Source organism: Nocardioides sp. Root151, assembly GCF_001427925.1.
In the GTDB taxonomy this organism is placed as follows: domain Bacteria; phylum Actinomycetota; class Actinomycetes; order Propionibacteriales; family Nocardioidaceae; genus Nocardioides.
In genome coordinates this window covers 121,123-136,996 of record NZ_LMGG01000005.1, presented here as the reverse complement: position 1 = coordinate 136,996, position 15,874 = coordinate 121,123, and the positions used below count along the sequence as shown (strand labels likewise).

General features: G+C 69.6%; 17 protein-coding genes, 1 tRNA gene and 1 pseudogene. 7 read left to right on the top strand and 12 right to left on the bottom strand.

Annotation, left to right across the window (positions count from 1 at the left end):
• The 7 genes from ASD66_RS15745 to ASD66_RS15715 all read right to left on the bottom strand — a co-directional run bounded on the left by ASD66_RS15745 (nucleotide 1) and on the right by ASD66_RS15715 (nucleotide 5,242).
• Nucleotides 1–642, bottom strand: coding sequence for a DUF2461 domain-containing protein (locus ASD66_RS15745; RefSeq protein WP_056683305.1), 642 nt, complete (start codon nucleotides 640–642; stop codon nucleotides 1–3).
• Nucleotides 643–674: 32 nt separating this feature from the next.
• On the bottom strand, nucleotides 675–1,013 hold the full coding sequence (locus tag ASD66_RS15740; protein WP_056891557.1) for a hypothetical protein: 339 nt from the start codon (nucleotides 1,011–1,013) through the stop codon (nucleotides 675–677).
• 21 nt (nucleotides 1,014–1,034) lie between these two features.
• Entirely contained in the window at nucleotides 1,035–2,162 is a 1,128-nt protein-coding gene (locus ASD66_RS15735; RefSeq protein ID WP_056891556.1) for a hypothetical protein, read from the bottom strand.
• On the bottom strand, nucleotides 2,162–3,421 hold the full coding sequence (locus tag ASD66_RS15730; protein ID WP_056683295.1) for a C39 family peptidase: 1,260 nt from the start codon (nucleotides 3,419–3,421) through the stop codon (nucleotides 2,162–2,164). Before ASD66_RS15730 ends, ASD66_RS15735 begins: the two co-directional genes overlap by 1 nt.
• Before the next feature lie 296 nt (nucleotides 3,422–3,717).
• Nucleotides 3,718–3,793, bottom strand: a tRNA-Gly gene (locus tag ASD66_RS15725).
• Between the two features lie 59 nt (nucleotides 3,794–3,852).
• Nucleotides 3,853–4,617 (bottom strand): SGNH/GDSL hydrolase family protein, encoded by a 765-nt coding sequence (locus ASD66_RS15720; protein ID WP_056891555.1) that lies wholly within the window; start codon nucleotides 4,615–4,617, stop codon nucleotides 3,853–3,855.
• Nucleotides 4,618–4,651: 34 nt separating this feature from the next.
• A complete protein-coding gene (locus ASD66_RS15715; protein ID WP_056891554.1) occupies nucleotides 4,652–5,242 on the bottom strand; it encodes a TetR/AcrR family transcriptional regulator in 591 nt (196 codons plus the stop codon).
• Between the two features lie 64 nt (nucleotides 5,243–5,306).
• Between ASD66_RS15715 and ASD66_RS24510 the strand changes: the two genes are divergently transcribed.
• The 7 genes from ASD66_RS24510 (at nucleotide 5,307) to ASD66_RS15680 (ending at nucleotide 11,164) form a co-directional block, all read left to right on the top strand.
• Complete coding sequence (locus tag ASD66_RS24510) at nucleotides 5,307–5,501, top strand: hypothetical protein (protein ID WP_056891553.1); 195 nt, start codon at nucleotides 5,307–5,309, stop codon at nucleotides 5,499–5,501.
• Between the two features lie 19 nt (nucleotides 5,502–5,520).
• Nucleotides 5,521–6,096 carry a dCTP deaminase gene (dcd, locus tag ASD66_RS15705; RefSeq protein WP_056683292.1) on the top strand — a complete coding sequence of 192 codons (576 nt, stop codon included), beginning with the start codon at nucleotides 5,521–5,523 and terminating at the stop codon, nucleotides 6,094–6,096.
• A gap of 122 nt (nucleotides 6,097–6,218) precedes the next feature.
• Entirely contained in the window at nucleotides 6,219–7,262 is a 1,044-nt protein-coding gene (locus ASD66_RS15700; protein ID WP_056683289.1) for an ABC transporter substrate-binding protein, read from the top strand.
• 44 nt (nucleotides 7,263–7,306) lie between these two features.
• Entirely contained in the window at nucleotides 7,307–8,293 is a 987-nt protein-coding gene (locus ASD66_RS15695; protein ID WP_056891552.1) for a FecCD family ABC transporter permease, read from the top strand.
• Nucleotides 8,293–9,336: a FecCD family ABC transporter permease gene (locus ASD66_RS15690; RefSeq protein ID WP_056891551.1), complete on the top strand. Its 1,044-nt coding sequence runs from the start codon at nucleotides 8,293–8,295 to the stop codon at nucleotides 9,334–9,336. Before ASD66_RS15695 ends, ASD66_RS15690 begins: the two co-directional genes overlap by 1 nt.
• A complete protein-coding gene (locus ASD66_RS15685; protein WP_082563867.1) occupies nucleotides 9,336–10,223 on the top strand; it encodes an ABC transporter ATP-binding protein in 888 nt (295 codons plus the stop codon). The genes ASD66_RS15690 and ASD66_RS15685 overlap by 1 nt, the downstream gene beginning before the upstream one ends.
• Entirely contained in the window at nucleotides 10,220–11,164 is a 945-nt protein-coding gene (locus tag ASD66_RS15680; protein WP_056683280.1) for a siderophore-interacting protein, read from the top strand. Before ASD66_RS15685 ends, ASD66_RS15680 begins: the two co-directional genes overlap by 4 nt.
• Nucleotide 11,165: 1 nt before the next feature.
• On the opposite strand, the gene ASD66_RS24505 is transcribed toward ASD66_RS15680, so the two are convergent.
• The 5 genes and pseudogenes from ASD66_RS24505 to ASD66_RS15660 form a co-directional block, all read right to left on the bottom strand.
• Entirely contained in the window at nucleotides 11,166–11,342 is a 177-nt protein-coding gene (locus ASD66_RS24505; protein WP_156388732.1) for a hypothetical protein, read from the bottom strand.
• 20 nt (nucleotides 11,343–11,362) lie between these two features.
• Nucleotides 11,363–12,187 (bottom strand): DUF4097 family beta strand repeat-containing protein, encoded by an 825-nt coding sequence (locus ASD66_RS15675; RefSeq protein ID WP_056891550.1) that lies wholly within the window; start codon nucleotides 12,185–12,187, stop codon nucleotides 11,363–11,365.
• 80 nt (nucleotides 12,188–12,267) lie between these two features.
• Nucleotides 12,268–12,810, bottom strand: a complete 543-nt coding sequence (locus ASD66_RS15670) for a toxin-antitoxin system HicB family antitoxin (RefSeq protein ID WP_056891549.1) — start codon at nucleotides 12,808–12,810, stop codon at nucleotides 12,268–12,270.
• A gap of 145 nt (nucleotides 12,811–12,955) precedes the next feature.
• The gene (locus ASD66_RS15665; protein ID WP_056891548.1) at nucleotides 12,956–14,881 is read right to left on the bottom strand and encodes a CocE/NonD family hydrolase; all 1,926 of its coding nucleotides are present in this window, start codon (nucleotides 14,879–14,881) and stop codon (nucleotides 12,956–12,958) included.
• Between the two features lie 313 nt (nucleotides 14,882–15,194).
• Nucleotides 15,195–15,874: pseudogene (locus ASD66_RS15660) on the bottom strand (hypothetical protein); the annotation flags it as partial.

The following is a 15,874-nucleotide window of genomic DNA, read 5'->3' as shown; positions in this document are numbered from 1 at the left end:
TCACTCCAGGGTGTCGGTGCGGGCTGCGATCCACTCGACGACGGGTCGCAGCTCGCGCCAGTCCCGGCGTACGACGTCGGCGAACTCGGGCGTGTGGATCACCGGCTCGAAGCCGTGGTCGCGGCCGAGGGTGAGCGAACGGTGCCGCAGCAGGTCGATCCGCGGGTGATCGGCGTCGTAGCCGCGGGGCTTTGTCTTCAGGGTGTCGCCGCCGATGCTCCAGCCGAGTTTCCTCAACCTGGTAAGGAGTTTCTCGAGCTCCTTGCCGGTGTGCTCGTTGTCGATCGCGTCGCGCACGGCGGCCAACCGCTGCGCGCTGGCCTCGTAGAACCCGCCGCCGGTCCGTACGCCGCGCGCCGACACCTCGACGTACCACCCGGTGGCCGGGGCGACCCCGACGAAGGCGCCCTGGTGGGTCTTGTACGGCGTCTTGTCCTTCGCGAACCGTACGTCGCGGTAGGGGCGGAACACCTTCGCGGTGCCGAACTCGGGCTCCAGTGCGGCGGTCAGGGCGACCATCGGTGCCTTGACCGACTCGGCGTGGACCTGTCTGTGCGCCTCCCAGAACGACTTGGTGTTGTCGACCTCGAGGTCGTCGAAGAAGTCCAGTGCGGCAACGGGGAACCCGGCGAACTCAGCCATGACCGAAGCCTAGGCGTGACCGCCTGATCCGCTCACCCGGGCAGTGAGTCGCCCGGGAAGCCGGCGCACGGGAGGATCTCGCAGGTCATCATTCCGGCCTGCACGCACGGGTCGGCCGCCATGATCTCCCGGGCCCGCTCGGGCGTCTCGGTCATGATCGCCACGCCAGCCACGGTGTCGGAGGACACCGGGCAGAGGATCGCGATCACGCCTTCCGCGCGCAACGACACCATGCGCCGTTGGTGCTCCCGCTCGATCGTGTCGGCATCTGCCCGGTGGCGTTCCGGGCCCCAGTGGAGCTGGGCCAGGCTGTAGGGCTTGGCGCTGGCGGCAAGCGCCTGGATCTGCGCGTCGGTGACGTCCGGACTCATCGCGTGCTCACATCCCTTCTCTCATCCGGGCACGGTAGCCGACACGGTCTCGTCGCCGCCCTCGCCGTACGCCTCGATCGTGAGGACGTTGCCGGCACAGGTGGGGGTGACCAGGAACGAGTCGCCCTTGCCTGGTGCCTCGTAGACCAGCTCGAGGGTCGCCTCGGGGGTCCAGCGGAACAGTGCCGCGTTGCCGTCGGCGCCGCGGTCGCGCGAGAAGTACGCCGAGTCGCCGCACCAGAGCAGGGATCCGGTCGTGGCCTCGCCGAGGTCGTACGTCGTCCCGTCGACCGAGGCGTGCATGTCGCCGACCTCGATCCGGTTCTCCTTCGGGATCGTCGACCAGACGTGGCCGGACGGCGTGGCCAGCACGTCCCAGCCCTTGCACTCCTCGACGCCGTCGATCGGGGTGACCTCGCCGCCCTCGACATCGACCAGCGTGCGGCAGGCCACCGGACGCTTCGCGTCGAACGTCATCATCGAGGTGCCCTCGGGGCTCACCGACACGTTGGTGAACCCGTGCCGCTTCGGTGCGCAGTAGCCCTTCGCGCCGGACCCTGCGGCGAGGTCGACGGTGGCCAGGCAGTAGTCGCTGCCGGGCTTGTACGTCGCATAGGCCAACGTTTCGCCGTACGCCGCGAACGGGCCGCCGGGGCCGGGCGCGGGATCGGTGAGAGTGGTCTTCTTCCCGGACGCGAGGTCGACCTGCGTGATCAGCTGCGGCTTCGTCTCCGCCTTGTCCTGGGCGACCACGACGGCCGAGGAGTCGGTGAGGAACGTGTCGGAGATCTGACGCCCCGCCCCGGCCGGGATGGTGACCGTCTCGGGACCGTCCAGGGTCGCCTGCGAGCGGGCCTCGTCGGTGCTCAGGGTCCACTCCGCGTTGCGGACGATGCTCTGACCGGTGCCGGTCACCGGCTGCCAGTCGAGGAGCTTGCGGGTGGCCTCGGGGCTGGTGTCTGCCGGCGCCTTGTCGGTGTCGGAGCCGTCCGGGGTGGAGCCATCGGTCGGTGCCCCGGCCGTCGTTTCGCTGCTCCCCGTGTCGGAGGGGTCGGCGATGCCCTGCGGTTCGTCGTCCTCACCACCGCCACCGCACGCGCTGAGCGTCGCGGCGAGCAGGACGGCGACCGCGATGCTGCGTGCCCGCATCAGACGCCGATGTTGTGCATCGAGTGGGCCAGGTTCGCGCGGTAGGACCGGTAGGCGTAGCGGGTCTGGTTGCGCGAGATGAACGGCTCCGACGGGTCGAAGCGCTGCTGGTTCCACGGTTCGAAGTACTTCAGCAGCCGGCCTCGGCTGCCGTTCTTGTCGTAGCCGCGACCGACCTGGAAGTGACCGCTCGCGTCGTCGTCGAGGTAGGGGTAGAAGCGCTTGAGCAGGATCGGGTGGAGGATCACCGGAGCGCGGTAGTCGTAGATGTGCCGCATCTGCAGCAGCCACCACTGTCCCCAGGTCCAGTTGCCGACGTCGAGGACGACGTAGGTGCCGGCGCGCTTCGGGTTGTCGAACCCGGTGTACGCGTTCGTGACCCGCACCATCTCGCTGATCGCGGTGCCGCTGCTGGTGGTGCCGAGCCTGTTGGCCCAGTAGATCTGGGAGTTGCGGTACCCCCGCCAGCCCCATCCGATCATCTGCATCGAGGTCGGACCGCACCAGTAGGTCCTGGTCTGTTCGGCGACCCGGCGCTCGTCGAGGATCTTGAAGGCCTCGGGGTAGTCCGCGGAGGTCTTGCGGGCCGGTGCCGCCGTCGTGGTGCCTGCGGTCGCGGTCGTCGTACGGGCGCTGAGGGGGGAGTCGTCGGCGTGGATCTCGGGGTGCCGCTCGACGAAGCCGGTCGGCAGCGGCTTGCCCTGGAGCTGGTGGCGCAACAGCCAGACCTTGGCGACCGACCGGGCCGCCGTGACCAGCTCGGCACGCTCCACCTTCTGGCGCTGGGCCGTCGGCAGTGCGGCGCGCTGGCGCAGCTGGTCGGCCAACGTCAGGTCGCCGGTGGACTCAGTGGCGGCGGTCCGCGCGGTGGTCCGGCCCAGGCCGACCCGGGTGCTGGCGGTGGCCTCGGCCTGCACCTCGGACTCGGGCTCGTCGGTCCACCCGGTGCCCAGGCAGTAGCGCTGGCCCTCGAGGTCGGCGCAGCGCACCTGGCTGCTGACCAGGGTGGCCGCGTCGGTGCGGGCCACCTGGCGGGAGGCGACGGTGCGGCCCTCGGCCAGCACGCGGTCGATCTCGGCCTGCATCTCCGGGGTGACCTTGCCGAGATCCGCGGTGGCGTTGAGCGGGAGGACCGGCGCGGCGGGTGGCTTCGCGGTCGTGGAGGGGGAGGCGGTCGTGGCACTCGCGCCCGACGTGAGGGGGTAGCTGATCAGGACCATGGCGAACGTGCCGATGGCGGCACTTCGACGGCGATTCATGGGGAAGACCTCGATGGGCTCGGGAGTGGGCCACGCACCACTCTTCCCAGAGATCACACGAATCGTCAAGGATCCCATCAGTCACATGAGAAACATCGCAGCGACACGCCGTACGAATTACAAACCTGTAATTCATCCGTCGCGAACCGTGGGTTGTCGCGCTTCGACCAGTGGGTTCTTGGTGGACCGCGTCAAGAATCCACGGTTGGGCGCTCAAGAGTCCACGGTTCGCGCATCAAGAACACGCGGTTCGTGGGGAGGAGGAGAAGGAGAAGAAGAGAGCGAAGGGGAGAGAATGGAGCGGACGACGAGATTCGAACTCGCGACATCGACCTTGGGAAGGTCGCGCTCTACCAACTGAGCTACGTCCGCAGTGTCCGGCCGGCTCGCATGGAAGGGTCCACGCGGAGCAGTGTCGGACGGGGAAGATGCTACTCGACCGGACCGAGTTCCGGGCGACGAGGGCTCACCGTGTCACCGGAGGACCGGCCGGTCAGGCGACGGTGCACCCACGGCAGGGCCTCGCTCCGGGTCCACCGGAGGTTCTGGCCCAGGGCCTCCCGGCGCGGCACGGACACCGGGGCAGGCGCCGGGTCCGGCACCTCGAGTGCGTGGGCGATGCCGAGGCGGTTCAGCACCTCGATCGCCATCCGCTGGTGGCCGGCCGAGTTCATGTGCAGCCGGTCGTCGGACCAGAGGCCCCAGCCCTGGTACTCCCTCAATCGCCAGAAGTCGATCAGCGTGGCGTCGTAGGAGTCGGCCAGCTCGCGGACCAGTTCGTTGTAGATCGCGAACCGGCCGCGCAGTGGCGCGTAGAACCGTGAGGCGCTCGGGTCGTGGGCGGTCCAGAGCACCAGATGGGCGCCGGTGGCAGCCAATTTGCCGAGTCCGTCGTCGTATCGCCTGATGAGGCCGTTGAGATCGACCTTCGGGCGGAGCATGTCGTTGCCGCCGGCGTAGATCGTCACGAGGTCGGGCCGCATCGCCACTGCCGGCTCGATCTGCTCGGCGAGCACGCCGTCGAGCTTGCGACCACGGATGGCGAGGTTGGCGTAGGTGAAGTCGGGATCCTGTACGGCGAGCTGCTCGGCCACCAGGTCCGCCCAGCCGCGCAGGCCGTTGGGACGGGCCGGGTCGGGGTCGCCGACGCCTTCAGTGAACGAGTCGCCGAGCGCGACGTACCGGTGAAAGGTCATGGAGACATTGTGCCGGTCGAACTCCTCCCGACGGTCAGGTCCTGTCGGAGTTTGGTCCTGACAGTGAGCCGGCCAACAGCTCCGAGATGCGGACCCGCCACTGCGCGTCCGCGGAGCCCCGCCGCAGACGGGCAGCCAGGTAGGAGCCGACGACCAGGTCGAGGAGCAGGTCGGCGTCGAGGCCCTCGACCAGCACGCCGGAGGCGATGTCCCCCTCCACCTGGGCGAGGATCGGTTGCAGTCCCGTGCGCAGCGAGTCGCGGAGGGCCGCGCTGAAGTCCGGGTCGGAGTCCGCCAGCACGGATGCCACACCGCCCGGGCCGATGCCTCGGTCGAGGACCTCCTCGGCTCGCGCGAGAACCCACTCGATCTTCTCGTGCACCGCATCCCCGGGCGGTGGTCCTCCTCGCGCGGTGATCGGTTGGAGTGCTGCGCCCAGCAATTCCTGCCGATCACGGTAGCGCCGGTAGATCGTCGTCCGGGCGATCCCGCTGCGTGCCGAGACGGCGGCCACGTTCACGGCGGAAGGGCCGTGCTCGCGGATCAGTTCCTGCGTGGTCGCAACGATCAGGTCGTCGGTGTCGGCGCGGCGGGGCCGTCCCGGGCTGTGCGATTCGGTGGTCATCGGTACGAATTGTCCTCCACCCCAAATTTCGATACATTCAGTGTATCGAAAAGGAGGGGTCGAGATGGATGCGCTGACCATGATGGTGTTCATGCTGGGCGTGCTGTTCGTCAACATACTGACCTACGGATTGGTCACCTGGGTGTACTTCAAGGACAAGAACAAGCCGCTTCCGGTCAAGGCCTTCGGTGCCGAGGTTCCCGGGCACGCCGGGCCGCGGGTCGAAGAGCCCGCTCGCCGCGCCGACAAGGCGGCCTGACGGACGGTAGGTTGTCCGGGTGCTCCTCTCAGACCGCGACATCCTGGCCGAGATCGACGCGAAGCGGATCGCCGTCGAGCCCTACGACCCGGCAATGGTCCAGCCCTCCAGCATCGACTTCCGCCTCGACCGGTTCTTCCGGGTCTTCGAGAACCACCGCTACCCGCACATCGACCCGGCGGCCGACCAGTCCGACCTGACCCGGGAGATCGAGGCTGAGGGCGATGACCCGTTCATCCTCCATCCCGGCGAGTTCGTGCTCGGGTCGACGTACGAAGTGGTCACGCTGCCCGACGACATCGCGGCCCGCGTCGAGGGCAAGTCGTCGCTGGGCCGGCTCGGCCTGCTCACCCACGCCACCGCCGGCTTCGTCGACCCCGGCTTCAGTGGCCACGTGACGCTCGAGCTCGCCAACGTCGCGACGCTGCCGATCAAGCTCTACCCGGGCATGAAGATCGGCCAGCTCTGCTTCTTCCGGCTCACCTCGCCGTCGCTGCATCCCTACGGCTCGGAGAAGTACGGCTCGCGCTACCAGGGCCAGCGCGGACCGACGCCGTCGAAGTCCTTCCAGAACTTTCACCGCACGGAGATCTGAGCTCGTCGGCACTGTGGTGCGGGTCACGGTGGATTAACGGCAGATCCCACTTGCGTAATTCCGGGGGGCCGGAGTTAGGGTGACCTTAATAAGCATGCCCTAACTTCCCGAGAGGACGCAGCATGACGCGCCCCCGCACCCTCTTCGCCGCCCTGCTGGCGACAGCGGCCCTGTCCCTGACCTCCTGCGCCACCGGCTCCGCCAACGGCGAGGAGAAGGACGACTCCAAGGTCGTCACCGAGCCCGACGCCAATGCCTTCCCGGTCACCGTCGAGCACGCCTACGGCGAGACCACGATCGACGCCGAGCCCAAGCGCGTCGTCACCCTCGGCTGGACCGACCAGGACACCGCGCTCTCGCTGGGCATCGTGCCGATCGGTGCCACCGACATCAGCTGGGGCGGCAACGACCAGGGCTCGACCCCGTGGTTCGACGCCAAGCTCGAGGAGCTCGGCGGCGAGCAGCCGGAGCGCCTCAGCGACACCGACGGCGTGCCGTTCAAGGAGATCGCCCAGCTCCAGCCCGACCTGATCCTGGCCACCAACTCCGGCATCACGGAGAAGGACTACAAGAAGCTCTCCAAGATCAACGGCGGCATCCCCGTCGTCGCCTTCCCCGGCGACCCGTGGCTCACGTCGTGGCAGGACTCGCTCGACCTGGTCGGCAAGGCGCTGGGTCGTACGGCGATCGCGGCCGACGTCAAGAAGCAGACCGAGGCCTCGCTGACCCAGGCCGGCAAGGACAACCCCGACATCGTCGGCAAGTCGTTCATCTTCACCTCGCTGGCGACCACCGACATGTCGAAGATCGACTACTACACCGTCGCGGACAACCGCCCGCTGCTGCTCACCGACACCGGCATGGTGAACGCCCCGATCATCGAGGAGCTCAGCAAGCCCGGCCAGTTCTACGGCACCCTCTCCGCCGACCGCGGCAAGGAGCTCGAGGCTGACGTCTTCATCACGTACGCCGAGACCGACGGCGACCTGGCGAAGTTCGAGGCCGACCCGCTGCTGGGCCAGATCCCCGGCATCAAGGACGGCCACGTCCTGGCCTCGACCAACAAGACCGACGCGCTGGGCCTCTCGTCGCCGACGCCGCTGTCGATCCCCTACGCCATGGAGCACTTCATGCCGCAGGTGGCCAAGGCTGTCGCCGGCTCGTGACCACCCTGGCGACCCCCTCCGGAAGGACCGCCACAGCCGGCCGGATGGGACCGGTTCCGACCGGTACGACGACCGCCGTCGCGATCATGATCGCGACGGTGGTCGTCGTCGCCACCTGCTCCATGCTCATCGGCAGCGTGACCATCTCCCCGGCCGCTGTCCTCGACCCCGGCCACGTCGACCACGGCATCGCCCTTGCCCGGTGGCCACGCACCTGCCTGGGCCTGGCCATCGGCGCCGCCCTGGCCCTGGCGGGTGCCTGCATGCAGGGCCTGACCCGCAATCCACTGGCCGACCCCGGCATCCTCGGCATCAACGCCGGCGCCTCGTTCGCGATGGTGCTGGCCATCTCGTGGCTGGGCATCAACGGCCTCCAGGGGCGCCTCTGGTTCGCCTTCGCCGGAGCTGCCGTCGCCGCCCTCGCCGTACACGCCATCGCGTCGCTCGGCCGTGACGGTGCCACCCCGATGAAGCTGACCATCGCCGGTGCCGCACTGACTGCCGCCCTCGGCAGCTGGATCTCCGCGATCCTCCTCACCGACCGCAAGACCCTCGACGTCTTCCGCTTCTGGCAGGTCGGCACGCTCGGCGGCCGCGACTTCGACGTGCTCCTCACCGGTCTGCCGTTCCTCGTGGTCGGCGCCGTGCTCGCCTTCACCGGCGCCGGGCTGCTCAACCTGCTCGCCCTCGGCGACGACCTGGCCCGCAGCCTCGGCCGCCGGGTCGTGCTCGACCGCATCGTGATCGGGCTGGCGATCGTGCTGCTCGCCGGCACGGCCACCGCCCTGGCCGGCCCGGTCGCCTTCGTCGGGCTGGTCATCCCGCACCTGGTCCGGTCGGTGGTCGGCTCCGACTACCGACGGATCCTGCCGTTCAGCGTCGGGTACGGTGCCGTGCTCACCCTCGCCGCCGACGTCGTCGGACGCGTGATCCTGCCGCCGACCGAGGTGCAGGTCGGCATCATGACCGCCGTGCTCGGCGTCCCCGTCTTCCTCTGGATGATCGGCCGCCGCCGGATGGGAGGCCTGTGATGACCGCACTCCTGGCCCCCGAGCGTGACGTCGACGTGACCGTCGTACGACGCGCGCGACGCAGGCCGGCACGCCGTTCGGGCCTGGTCCTGGCCGGCCTCGGTGCCCTGCTGGTGGTGGTGTTCGGCGCCCGTGTCCTGCTCGGCGACTACACGATCACGATCCCCGACTTCTTCCGCATCATCACCGGCACCGAGATCCCGGTGGCCTCCTACATCGTGATGGAGGTGAAGCTGCCGCGGGCGCTCCTCGGCGTGCTCGTGGGCGTCGCGTTCGGCGTCGGTGGCGCGGTCTTCCAGACGACTCTTCGCAACCCGCTGGCCAGCCCAGACATCATCGGCGTCAGCACGGGTGCCAGCGCCGCCGCCGTCTTCGCGATCGTGGCGCTCGACCAGACCGGCAACTGGATCAGCGTGGCCGCGATGGCCGGTGCGATCGGTGTCGCGATCCTGGTGCGACTCGTCGCCGGCACCCTGCTCGGCTACCGCCTCGTGCTGGTCGGCATCGGCGTCGCGGCCGGGCTGATGTCGGTCATCCAGTACCTCTTCACCCGCGCCGACACCTACGACGCCCAGTTGGCGTTGCTGTGGATGACCGGCAGCCTGAACCAGGTCGACTGGCCGACGGTCAGGTTCTTCGCGGTGGCGTTCGCGGTGCTGCTGCCCCTGGTGTTCTGGGTGGCCCGCGCATTGCGCATCACCGAGCTGGGGCAGGACACCGCCGCGGCACTCGGCGTACGCCCCGGTCGCGTGGACCTCCTGCTGCTGCTCGCCGTGATCCTGGTGGCCGCGGCCGTCGCGGCCGCCGGGCCCATCGCGTTCGTGTCGTTCCTGGCCGGGCCGATCGCCCGGTTCCTGAACCGCGGACGCACCACCCTGGTCGGCGCCGGGCTCGTCGGTGCCGTGATCGTCGTGGCCGCCGACTACGCGGCCGACTACATGCTCACGGACGTGAACTACCCCGTGGGTGTCGTGACCGGCGCCCTCGGCGCACCGTTCCTGTTGTGGTTGCTGGCCGTCGGCCGCGCCGGAAGGAAGGCATGATGACTGCCCTGATCGAGCCCGCACACGTCGAGCGTGAGGAGATTGCCGTGAACACGACTCCCGGGCCGACTCCCACGCAACCCGGCGGTGCCCGCCTCGTCGCCGACTCCGTCTCCCTGGGGTACGGCGACCGCCCGGTCGTCTCCGAGCTGTCGGTGCGGGTGCCCGACCAGGCAGTGACGGTGATCGTCGGTGCCAACGGGTGCGGCAAGTCCACGCTGCTGCGTGGCATGGCCCGGCTGTTGAAGCCGACCGCGGGCTCCGTGCTGCTCGACGGACACGCGATCCACAAGACCTCGACCAAGAAGGTGGCCCGGGCCCTGGGGTTGCTGCCGCAGAACCCGATCTCGCCGGAGGGCGTCAGCGTCGTCGACCTCGTCGGTCGTGGACGTCACCCGCACCAGGGTGCGTTCCGCCGGTGGAGCCCCGACGACGAGCGAGCAGTGGCCGAGGCCCTCGAGCTGACCGACACGACGCACCTGGCCGACCGGTTCGTCGACGAGCTCTCGGGCGGTCAGCGCCAGCGGGTGTGGATCGCGATGGCCTTGGCCCAGGGCACCGACCTGTTGCTGCTCGACGAGCCGACGACGTACCTCGACGTCGCCCACCAGGTCGAGATGCTCGACCTGCTCGCCGACCTGAACCAAAGTCGCGGCACCACGATCGTGATGGTGCTCCACGACCTCAACCTCTCCGCCCGGTACGCCGACCACCTGGTCGCGATGCGCGAGGGAACAGTGGCTGCCGAGGGAAGTCCGCACGACGTGGTCACCGAGGAGACGGTGCGCACCGTCTTCGGCCTCGAGAGCCGCGTGATCAACGACCCGATCTCCCACACCCCCATGGTGGTCCCGAGGGGCCGCCACCACGGAAGGACCGACTCATGACCACGACCGCCCAGCAGCTGCCGATGATCCTCGCCGAGGTGGAGGTGAGCGCGGTGGAACGCCTGTCGCCGACCTTCCTGCGGGTCGAGCTGGCCAGCCCGGAGCTGGCCGACTTCGGCGTCGACGGCCCGGTCTACGACCAGCGGATCAAGCTGGTCTTCCCCAACGACGCCGGCGAGCTGGCGTCGTTCGAGGGCGCCGACGAGTCGTGGTTCGCCACCTGGATGGACATCCCGACCGAGGAGCGCGGACACCTCCGCACCTACACCGTGCGCGAGGTGCGCGGATCCGGTGCGGAGACCCGCCTGGTCGTGGACTTCGTGCTGCACCTGGCGGAGGGTGCCACCGGACCGGGGTCCGCGTGGGCCGCCTCGGCCAAGGTCGGCGACCGCCTCGTGACCCTGGCCCCGCGCCGCGGCGTACCGTTCGGCGGCATCGAGTTCGAGCCCGGGACGGCGCGCAACCTGCTGCTGGTCGGCGACGAGACGGCCCTGCCGGCGATCGCCTCGATCCTGCACGACCTGCCGGTCTCGGCAGTGGGCACGGCGTTCATCGAGGTGCCCGTGGCTGCCGACGTGCAGGAGCTGGACGGGCCCGACGGCGTCGAGCTGATCTGGCTGCCGCGCGAGGGTGCGACCCACGGGGAGTTGCAGATCGCCGCGGTCCGGGAGCACTTCGGCCTGGCGCCGGTGGTCGAGTTCGTGGCCGACGAGGCCGTCGACCCCGACCTGTGGGAGACCCCGACGCACTCCTCGTCCGGGGAGGACCTCAGCGACGCGGTCGTGGTGGGCCACGACCTGGCCGGGCTCTACGCCTGGATCGCGGGGGAGTCGAAGGTCGTCACCACGTTGCGCCGGGCCCTGGTCAAGGAGCTCGAGGTCGACCGGCACCAGGTGGCCTTCATGGGCTACTGGCGGCACGGCGTCGCGATGCGCTCCTGACTCAGGCGTCGAGGGCGTCGGCGAAGCGGCGGAACTGGCGGGCCAGCGCGTGGCGGCGACGTGGTCCGGGAACCCGCACGCTGCTGCCGGCGGGCGCCTTGGGTCGGGCGGCGCGGGCCAGCCGGTCGTCGATGACGCGGTGGGCACTGGCTTCGATGTCGTAGCTGGTCATGTCCATGGTCTTTGTCCTTTCAGAGGTCACAGCTGCTTGAGGGTGATGTCGCCACTCACGGTGGTGGCGCGGAGCTCGATGTAGTCCTGGTCGCCGTCGGGCTGACCGGCGCCGGCCAGGTCGGAGGCGATCCGGCCGGAGACGGTGTTGACGTCGGTCCAGACCGGAATGCCTGCGGGAATGCCCACGCGGATGTCGCCGGAGGCGTTCTTCGAGTTGAGGCTGCCGCGCACCAGCTCCTTGACGGTCACGTCGCCGCTGGCCGTCTGCGCGGTCACCTCGCCCGTTGCGAGGCCGATGGCCACGTCGCCGGAGCCGGACTTCAGGATCACCGGCCCCTCGGACTCGGCGATGGTGACGTCACCGCTGCCGGTCGAGACTCCGACGGTGCCGGCCGCGTGCTCGATGCGTACGTCGCCCGAGCCGCTCTTGAGCCGCAGGTCGCCACCGGACTGCCCGACGGTGACCGCGCCCGACCCGGTGTTGATCACGAGTGCGCCGGTGACTTCACCGATCGACACGTCGCCGGAGCCGGACTTGAGGTTGCCGAGCGCGAAGCGGCCCTCGGCGTGCTGGTCGGCGGACCCGGTCTTGGTGACCAGGCGCGAGTCGCTCGGCACGGTGATCACCGCGTCGACGTGCGACTCGTTGCCGCCGAAGAACCCGCTCCGCTCCTTGGGTGCGATGACGGAGATGCCGTCGCCGTTCTGTTCGACGCTGACCTGGTCGGCGTTCTTGCCGGTGAGGCTGACCGTGGTGCGGCCGACGTCGGCGGCGGTGACGTTCAGGCTGCCGCGGCCGAGTTCGACGTACAGCTCGACGGAGGCGGGGGTCTCGAAGATGCGTTCCATGATCTCTCCAGGGTGTGTTCGTCCACCGCTCCAGCCTGCGCGCTGGAGCGTGAGTTTGTTTGATGGGAGTTGCTGGGTGCTCAGATCCAGCCGGTCATGCGGCGCTTGCCGCGGGTGGGGCCACGACCGAACGGGTCACCACCGAGGAACGGCAGGCTCGAGAGGTCGATGTCGACGTTGATCGCGGTGTCGTCGCTGGTCGCGGTGCGGACCACGTTGACCAGCCAGGTGTTGAGCGAGTGGCCAGCGCGGGCCGCCTTCTCCTCGGCCCGGGCCTTGACCGACTCGGGGATGCGGAGCGTGATGCGGGCGACGGTGCCGTCCTCCTCGACCTCGTCGGCGGCGGGCGGCGGCGGAGGGGGCGGCGGGGCCGGTGCGGCCATCGGGGTGTCGATGACGAAGCCCAGCTCGCGGCCGTTGAGGCGGACGTCGACCGAGCCCGACGGCATCTCGGCGGTGATCTCGTTGGCGGCGTGGGAGATGGCCTCCATCAACGCCAGGCGAGCGGCCGGGTCGAGGGCCATGGCGAGTCGTTCGGCGGCCGCCTTCACCTGGGCGTCGCCGGTCTCGGCCGCGGCCACGAGGTCCCGGCGGAGGCTGTCGATGTACGGCGTGATGTCCATGCGCACCACGATGACATCATCGTGACGTCAAGTCAAGACATTCGTGACATCACTTGGTGTCACCGTGGCGTCATGGCGCGCCGAGAGTGGGAAATGTGTCGTGAAGCGGCTGTGGGACCGACACAGATCTCACACTCGGTGGGCGCTACCTGCGGACCCGCGAGACAGCGGTGGAAGCGGACGGCCTGATCGTGGGCAACGTGAGCTCGGAGGGGTAGGCCGCCGAGGTGTGGATCTTCATCACGGTCAGGCTGCCGAGCAGGTCGGGCAGGGTCGGCAGCAGGTGTGGGATGTCGAAGGACTGCACGGCGAGCCGCAGTCGGTGGCCCTTCTGGATCTGCGCACCGGTCGGGAAGACCTCGACGTCGACCGGCTCGACGGCGCCGCCGAGCAGCTTCTTCTTCGACTCCCTGGTGAACGGGTGGAAGGGCTGGATCAGCTTGCCGTCGAGGTACCGCGACTTCGAGGTGTCGAGCTCGCGGAACGAGATCACCTGCCAGCCGCCGGTCAATCGAGAGACGGTGCCGTCGGGTGCGACGTCCTCGACCGCCACCGACAGCATGCCGTCGCCGCTGGTGCTCGACACGTAGAGCCGGGCGTTGATCGGGCCCTGCATCGACACCGGCGTGGTGACCGGCTCGGTCTCGAAGACCACGCCCGCCTTGTCGTTGAGCGCGTTGTTCTCCAGGCACGGGCTGGCCAGGCCGGTCGCGTTGGGCAGCCCGGCGGTCCACTGGTTCATCGAGCGCGTGCACAGGCCGGCCACCGGGAGGGGCAGTACGTCGGCGGTGCCGGCGGTCGGCGTACCCGTGGTGAGACCGCCGTTCTTCGCGCCGGTGATGGCCGAACCGGAAAGACGGTAGCTGGTCGCCTGCAGCTGCGGGCCGATCCACTTCTGGCTGGTGCGCCAGTCGCCGGAGCCCTGCTCGTAGTAGGTCAGCGGCGCGATGTCCGAGTCGAGGGTCGGGTCGGACATGCCCTTGACGTAGTGGTCGAACCACCGCAGCTGCAGCTCGCCGAGCTCGCCGTACCCGGCCTGGTCGATGTCGGCGCCCGACGAGCCCTGCAGGTGGTCCCACGGGCCGATGACCATCTTGGTCGGCACGCCGCGCTGCTGCAGGTTCTCGAAGAGCAGCGGGGTGCCCCGCTGGAAGAGGTCGTACTCGCCGGAGACGAAGAACGTCGGCACATTGACCTTGTCGACCACGTTGATCGAGCTGCGTTCCTCGTAGAACTCCCCGTCGTACGCCGGCTCCTGGCCGAGCACCGCGTCGAGCAGCAGCGGAGTCGTGAAGGTGAGGGCACCGCTGAGGTGTGAGAGCAGGGCGCCGATGCCGGAGGCCGGGTCGCTGGCGGTCACGGCCGGCGGGATGATCCCGGTGCCGGTGACCAGGCCGAGCCACAGCGGGATGAACCCGACGTCGAGCTGTCCCCCGGAGGCCACGACGTCGCGGTAGACGTCGGCGCCCGGCACCTGCGGGAACAGTGCCCTGAGGCCGGGCGGCTGCGCAGAGCCCGCCCAGATCTGGCTGATCCCCATGTAGGACGGCCCGGTCATCGCGGTGTTGCCGTTGGACCAGCTCTGCTCGTGGGCCCACGTCATGACCTCGCCGGCGTCCTTGTTCTCACGTGCTGCGAACGCCTGCCACGTGCCCTCGGAGCTGCCGGTGCCGCGTGCGTCGACGGTCAGCTGGGCGTAGCCGCGCTTGACGAGGTACGACGCGTCGCCGCCGGCCAGCCCGCCGCCGTACTGCTGGAAGGTCTTGTTGTACGCCGTGATGGTGACGACCACGGGCAGCTTCTCGTCGATCGCCTTCCCGTCGGGGCCGGCGGGCACCATGAGGTCGCCGCGCAGGATCACGCCGTCCGACATGGGGATGGCCAGGTCCGTGAGGGTGACGGTGTCGGTGTAGTCCTCACCGCGAGGCGTCCACGTGTCGGCGGCCCGGGCGAGCGCAGGCGCAGGCGCTGGTGCCTGCGTGGCTGCTGCCGGGGCCAGCGTCGCGGCCGCGGTGAGCGAGAGGCCGGCCAGTACGGTGGACAGGACCGTGAACGTGCGACGAGAGCGCATGGGGCACCTTTCGGGTGTGACGAACCCACTGCGACGTCCAACGAGCGTTGCGGTCAAAGGTCATCGGGTTTGAAACCGGCTTCGTGAAGGACACTCAGCGGGCGTCGCCGCATTCAGTGGCTGGGCGCCCACACCTCCGGAGGCCCCTGTGTCCGACCAGAACCAGCCCCCGTGGGGCAACCCGCCGCAGAACCCGGGCCAACCGTGGGGTCCGCGTGATCGCGTCAAGGGCAGGACCCGTGAAATTGACGATGGCACCGGATCGCTTCCAGTCGGTGGAAGAATCCGGTGCCATCGTGGCGCTGCGGCTACCTCAGAGGTCGAAGAGTGAGCTCGCCTCGTTGATGTTGGCCTGCTTCGGGGTGTTCTCCTCACCCTTCGGCTTCGCGGGTGCCTCGGCGCCCTCGTCCTCGACCGGCTCGTCCTCGGCCGGCTCGTCCCCGGCGTCGGACGCCGGCGCCGGTACGTCAGCCTCTGCAGCCGGTGCGTCGTCGGCGTCGAGGATCGTCTCCGGGTCCGTCTCCGCGGCCGACTCGGGCGAAGCCGCGCTGGCCGCCTGTGACACCTCGGCGCCGGAAGGTGCTGCTTCGGCGACCGGCTCCGCTTCGGCGACCGGCTCGGCTTCGGCACTCGCGACCGCCTCTGCCGGTGCCTCGTCGGTGGCAGGCTCCTCGGCCGAATCGGCCGGAGCTGCCGGCTTCTCGACCGTGGTTGCCTCGGGTGCCGGGATGTCGAACAGCGAGCCCACACTGGAGATGTCGACGTCGGTCGTCGGCGCAGACGCGCTTGTGGACGTCGCAGCGGCGGGGGCTGCCGGGACATGAGCAGCCTCGGCAGGCTCCTCGGCCGGAGCAACCTCTGCAGCCGGCTCCACCGGGTCAGCAGGCTCTTCGGCGGGAGCAACATCGGTCGCGACCTCGGCGGGTGCCTCGGTCTGGACCTCGGCGACAGTCGTCGTCTCGGCCGGGGCTTCTGCCGCCGGCTTCTCGACGG